At 65.6% G+C, this 247-nt stretch carries 1 pseudogene; it reads left to right on the top strand.

Features of this window, described 5'->3' with window-relative positions:
- Positions 1-247, top strand: a pseudogene (locus tag SB756_RS33740) (cbb3-type cytochrome oxidase assembly protein CcoS); the annotation flags it as partial.

Consider the following 247-nt stretch of genomic DNA (forward strand, 5'->3'; position numbering starts at 1 on the left):
GGCGTTGGGTGATCGGGTATTGGTACATCCGGGTGCCGTCCTGCCGGCCGACGGGGTGATTCTCGAGGGTCAATCGAGCATCGACGAATCGCTGCTGACCGGCGAATACCTGCCGCAATCGCGCTTTATCGGTGACACCGTCACCGCCGGTACGCTTAACGTCGAAGGCGCACTGACCGTCGAGGTGCGCGCCTTGGGCCATGACACCCGCCTGTCGGCCATCGTGCGCCTGCTGGAGCGCGCCCAG

Source organism: Pseudomonas sp. SIMBA_068, assembly GCF_046534705.1.
Classification (GTDB): domain Bacteria; phylum Pseudomonadota; class Gammaproteobacteria; order Pseudomonadales; family Pseudomonadaceae; genus Aquipseudomonas; species Aquipseudomonas putida.